The organism is Brevundimonas sp., from assembly GCF_016463485.1.
In the GTDB taxonomy this organism is placed as follows: Bacteria; Pseudomonadota; Alphaproteobacteria; order Caulobacterales; family Caulobacteraceae; genus Brevundimonas.
In genome coordinates, this window is record NZ_JAEMRD010000191.1 from 1 (window position 1) to 5047 (window position 5047).

The 5047-nt window shown below is 68.6% G+C and carries 6 protein-coding genes and 1 other RNA gene; 6 read left to right on the forward strand and 1 reads right to left on the reverse strand.

Annotated features, from left to right (window positions below):
- Positions 1-209 precede the first annotated feature (209 nt).
- From JHC99_RS17350 to JHC99_RS17365, 4 genes are all read left to right on the forward strand, one after another.
- On the forward strand, positions 210-650 hold the full coding sequence (locus JHC99_RS17350) for a hypothetical protein (RefSeq protein WP_292155903.1): 441 nt from the start codon (positions 210-212) through the stop codon (positions 648-650).
- Positions 651-749: 99 nt separating this feature from the next.
- Positions 750-1292: a hypothetical protein gene (locus JHC99_RS17355; RefSeq protein ID WP_292155904.1), complete on the forward strand. Its 543-nt coding sequence runs from the start codon at positions 750-752 to the stop codon at positions 1290-1292.
- Between the two features lie 198 nt (positions 1293-1490).
- Positions 1491-2117, forward strand: coding sequence for a LysE family translocator (locus tag JHC99_RS17360; protein ID WP_292155906.1), 627 nt, complete (start codon positions 1491-1493; stop codon positions 2115-2117).
- A gap of 91 nt (positions 2118-2208) precedes the next feature.
- Complete coding sequence (locus tag JHC99_RS17365; RefSeq protein ID WP_292155910.1) at positions 2209-2778, forward strand: hypothetical protein; 570 nt, start codon at positions 2209-2211, stop codon at positions 2776-2778.
- Between the two features lie 193 nt (positions 2779-2971).
- Here JHC99_RS17365 and ffs read toward each other — a convergent pair.
- An RNA gene (gene ffs / locus JHC99_RS17370) (signal recognition particle sRNA small type) lies at positions 2972-3065 on the reverse strand.
- A gap of 73 nt (positions 3066-3138) precedes the next feature.
- Between ffs and nudC the strand changes: the two genes are divergently transcribed.
- Both nudC and dnaN read left to right on the forward strand, forming a co-directional pair.
- Positions 3139-4062: an NAD(+) diphosphatase gene (gene nudC / locus JHC99_RS17375; protein WP_292155907.1), complete on the forward strand. Its 924-nt coding sequence runs from the start codon at positions 3139-3141 to the stop codon at positions 4060-4062.
- Between the two features lie 117 nt (positions 4063-4179).
- Positions 4180-5047, forward strand: an 868-nt coding sequence (dnaN, locus tag JHC99_RS17380) for a DNA polymerase III subunit beta (RefSeq protein ID WP_292155909.1), incomplete at its 3' end; no start/stop codon positions are given.

The window sequence follows — 5047 nt, forward strand, 5'->3', positions numbered from 1 at the left end:
ATTCGCGACACTCCGAACAAGGTGCGTCAGGGCGTGATGGCCGCCCCGGCCGCCACGCCCCCGGCCCCCGCCAACTAGGGTCGGAGCCTGTGCCGGGAGCGTGTCATGCGCTCCCGGCCGCTGCTCAGCTTCACGCGCACGTGAGGCAATCTCTCTTGGCGAAACGGTGTTCGCGGCGCATCCTGCGGTAGTTCAACCCGGAGGATCGCATGCGCCTGCTCATCGCCGCCACCCTTGCCGTCGTGCTCGCCGCCCCGGCCCTGTCCGTACAGGCCGCACCGTCGCAACCGGGCGCAAGTCGGGTTCAGCCCGCAGTGCTGACCTTCCGCGACGCCACCGCTCGCTTCGAGCGCGAGATGGGGCGGATGGGTCTGGAGATGAGCCATGCCCGCAGCGTCAACGAAACCCGGGCCATCGCCGCCAAATACCAGCCCGAGGCCGATGCCCTGGCCGACCTGATCGACGCCCGTCTGGCCGCCGAGGGCGATGTCGGCGGCCGCTATCGCGATGCCGGGAAAGTGCGCGACTTTCCCGACGACATCCGCCGCCAGGTCGATCGCGAGCGTCTGGCCGTCCGTCGTGGTCCGGGCGTCAGGCCCTTTCCCGGTGCGCCGTCAAATCCGGTGCCCGCGGTCGAGCGACAGTTCTGATCCATATCCGCCGCGCCGCTCGCCTTAACGCGAAGTAACTTGAGGTCGAGCGGCGTTCGGCAGACCTTGGTGGCATCAGATCCCCCCAGGAGCCGCGCCATGATCCGCATCCTCAGCCTCGCCGCCGCCCTCGCTGTCCTGCCCCTTTCGGCTGCCCTCGCGGCTGAAGGTCCGGATGTTCAGGCCGACAGCCCCGCCGAAGCCGCGATCGAAGCGGCGGCCGAGGCGTTCGAGGCGCGGATGGAGACCTTCGGCGACCGGGCCGAGGTCATCGCCGAGGACGAAAGCCTGACCGAGGGCCAGCGCGAGGCCCGCATCGCCGCCTTGTGGTCCGAATACCAGCCCGAGATCGCCGCCTTCACCGCCACGGTCAGCCAGCACGCGGGCGCCATCGCCCAGGCGGCGCTCGCCGACATCGACGTCGACGCCCTGGTTCAGGACGCGCTCAGCGACCCGGAAGTCCAGGCTGAGGTCGAACGGGGCATGGCCGGAGGCATGGGTATCGTGCGCAACAGCGCCTGGACCAACCCCGATGCAGAACAGCTGCGCACCTATGGGCTGATCGCCCAGTATGCCCTCGATCAAGCCGCCGACGCCGTCGAGGACGCGGATGCGGCGGCTGAAGCGCCAGAGACCCACTGACCTTTTCCCTCCCCTGCGGGGGAGGGTGGTCGTAGCGCAGCGGAGACCGGGTGGGGCGGGCAAGGCGATGCAATGCTGTTTTGCCTAACGCCCCCACCTGATCGCTTCGCGATCTGCCCTCCCCCTCGGGGTAGGGAGATGTCCTGCGTTGACCCTTCAAGCTTGACCTGAACCCGGCCGCCGTCGAAAGCGGCGGCCATGTTGCCGGTCGATCCCCATCTTTATGTCGCCTTTCTGGGAGTCATGGCCGTCATGGCCGTGACGCCGGGGCCGGCCAACCTGTTCGCGGTCGCCACCGGTGCCGAGCGCGGCCGTCGCGCGGCCCTGGTCGGGGTGCTGGGCATGAATGCCGCGACACTGGTCTGGTTCGGGGCGGCGGCCCTGGGGCTGGGGGTCCTGGTCGCGGCCTTTCCGCTGGCGTTCAAGGTGGTGGCGATCGGCGGTGCCCTCTATGTCGCCTGGCTGGGCGTGCAAGCGATCCGCGCTGCGCTGAAGCCCGCCCATGCCGCCCACGCTGTTGCCGTCCGTCGCGATCGCGGGGCCTTCATGAACGGCTTCATGGTCCAGATCGCCAATCCGAAGGCCATCCTGTTCTTCACCGCCGTGCTGCCGCCCTTCCTGGACGTGCAGCGACCGGTCGCACCGCAGCTTGCCCTGTTCGCGGCCGCCACCATCGGCATGGATGTGCTGGCGATGAGCGCCTATGGCCTGGGCGGCGCGGCCCTGGCGCGGCGGATGTCGGAGCCCCGGTTCCGGCGCGGCTTTGGCATCTTCGTGGGCCTGCTGCTGCTCGCGGCCTCGGTCTTGATTGTGTCGCGATTATAGGCGTTCTTGGCCATACGGAACGACCGCCCGCGCGGCCCGTTACGGCGAAAAGGCCTGTGACCGGGCCAAAGGAGATTTTTCCGTGAGAACCCTGTCCCTTAGACCCATCCTGCTGGCGGCCACAGCGGCCCTGGCCCTGTCGGCTTGCGCCACAGCGACCCCGTACCAGCCGGCCGGCACCGGCGGCGTGCGCGGCGGCTACGCCGAGCAGCGGCTGGAAAACGATCGCTTCCGCGTCACCTTCGCCGGCAACTCCGTCACCTCGCGAGAGGACGTCGAGATGGGGCTGTTGCTGCGCTCGGCCGAGCTGACGACCCAGAACGGTTTCGACTGGTTCGCCACCGTCAACCGGGCCACGGATCGCGACACCCGCTATTCCAGCTTCGGATCGCCCCGCCCCGGATTCGGATACAGCCCCTACTATGGTCGCTACAGCCCGTTCTGGGGCCCGTCGTGGCGCTGGTACGGTCGCGGGTCCTGGAGCTCGTGGAACGACCCGTTCTGGGGTCGCGACGACTTCGACGTCCGCCAGATAGACCGTTACGAAGCCACGTCCGAGATCGTCATGGGGCGCGGCCCCAAGCCAGCCAACGACCCCAATGCCTTCGACGCCCGCGAAGTCATCGACAACCTGGGCGGCCGCGTCACGCGCCCGATGTAAAAGTCACGGCCCCGTCGCTACCCAGCGGCGGGGCTTTTTCTCGTCTGATATCATGCGACAGGGTCGCGGATCAGCCGTCCTCGCGCAAATCACGCGCTCAAGCAGCGAGGCTCCGCCAGCCGAGCTATAGCGCACAACGCCCGCGCTCAAGCAGCGAGCCGCCGCGCGGCGAGCGATAGCGTAACAAGTCTGGAAAAGTAGAGACCGCGACCCGAAGGGGAATTCGTTGTGGCTGCTGCCTTCCGGCCCTGACCAGATTGGCGAAGCCTTCGCCCGCGATCTCCGAGGTCCATATCGCGAATCCCGGCGGCGAGATCAAGGCCTCTCCCCGTTGTGAGCCGTACCCGCTAAGAACGGTTCATGACTCTCGTCCCGCTCAACACCTTCGCCGGCAATCCGCTCGACCGGGGCGGCGACCTGCGTGCCGATCCGACGTGGCTGGCGGAACAGGCGGCGAGCGCGGATGCGCTGGCCCTGGTGCTGTGGGAAGGTCAGCCCCTGCTGGAGGATCACGCCGACGGGCCGCGTCTGGTCTGGCTGGGCATGGAACAGGCGCGCGATGTCGCGCCGACGGATGAGCTGTTCCTGGGTCTGTGGAAGGATGCGCCGGTCTTTGCGGTCGAGATCCAGGGGCCCAGTGACCCGGCCGACGGGCCCGTGCGGGGGCTGGGGGCGTTCTCCGGGATGCGCGAAGCGGCGGCGGTGCTGTCCGGGGTCGAGGCGGCGATGGCCGGGACGGCCAAATCCCTGTTCGACTGGCGGCGGCGGCATGGGTTCTGCGCCGCCTGCGGTCATCAGAGCAATAACGCCAACGGGGGCTGGAAGCGGATCTGCCCCGCCTGCAACACCGAGCATTTCCCGAGGGTCGATCCGGTCACGATCATGCTGCCGATCTATTCGGGCGGGGCCGAGCCCATCTGCCTGCTGGGGCGGCAGGCGGCGTGGCCGGCGGGGCGGATGTCGGCCCTGGCCGGTTTCCTGGAGCCCGGCGAGACGATCGAGGAAGCTTGCGCGCGCGAGATCAAGGAAGAGAGCGGCCTGACCGTGACCTCGGTCCGCTATCATTCGAGCCAGCCGTGGCCGTTTCCGTCGCAGCTGATGATCGGCCTGTTCGCCGAGGTCACCGACGATCAGGCCACGCCGGACCAGACCGAGCTGGAAGCCGTCGCCTGGCTGACGCGGGGTGAGGCGCGGGCGGTTCTGGCGGGCCAGCACGCGATCAAGGCCCCGCCCTCCTTCGCCATCGCCCACACCTTGCTGAAGGCCTGGGCCGAGGCGGACTGACCCCTGCGGCAGTTGTGGAGCATCGCGCCCGTGCCGGTTGCCCCTTTGCGCCAATAGGCTAGTGTCCACAGCCATTCTATCGCGCGGTTTCGATTCCGCGCCGGGCCTTGAGACACCATGCAGCTGACCATCGAACGTTCCGCGCTCCTGAAGGCCCTCGGGCACGTCCAGAGCGTGGTCGAGCGCAGGAACACCATTCCGATCCTGTCCAACGTCCTGCTGAGCGCCGGGCGCGACAGCCTGTCGTTCGCCGCGACCGACCTGGACATGGAGATCGTCGATCAGGCCGATGCGACGGTCCAGGTCGAGGGATCGATCACGGCGCCGGCCCACACCCTGTACGAGATCGTGCGAAAACTGCCCGACGGGGCAGAGGTGTCGCTGACCTACAACGGCGACGATCCGCGCCTGACGGTGGCGGCGGGACGGTCGCGGTTCAACCTGCCGGTCCTGCCGGCCGGGGATTTCCCGGTCATGTCGACGGACACCTCGGGCGTGCGATTCACCCTGATGAAGGACGATCTGGCGCGGCTGATCGACAAGACCCGGTTCGCGGTGTCGACCGAGGAGACGCGGTATTATCTGAACGGCCTGTATCTGCACACGGTGGCCGAACAGGGCATCCCCCTGCTGCGCGCCGTGGCGACCGACGGCCACCGCCTGGCCCTGGCCGAGACGCCGGCGCCCGAAGGGGCGGCGGGCGGTCCCGGCGTGATCGTGCCGCGCAAGACCATCGACCAGGTGCGCCGCCTGCTCGACGACGGTGCCGGCCCCGTCGAGGTCCAGGTCAGCCCCCAGAAGATCCGCTTCCAGTTCGGGGCCGCGTCCCTGACGTCCAAGGTGATCGACGGCGCCTTCCCCGACTATATGCGGGTGATCCCCAAGGGGAACGACAAACAGGCCGACATCGACAAGGCCGTCTTCGCCTCCGCCGTCGACCGCGTCGCCACCATCTCGGCCGAGAAGAGCCGGTCGGTGAAGCTGG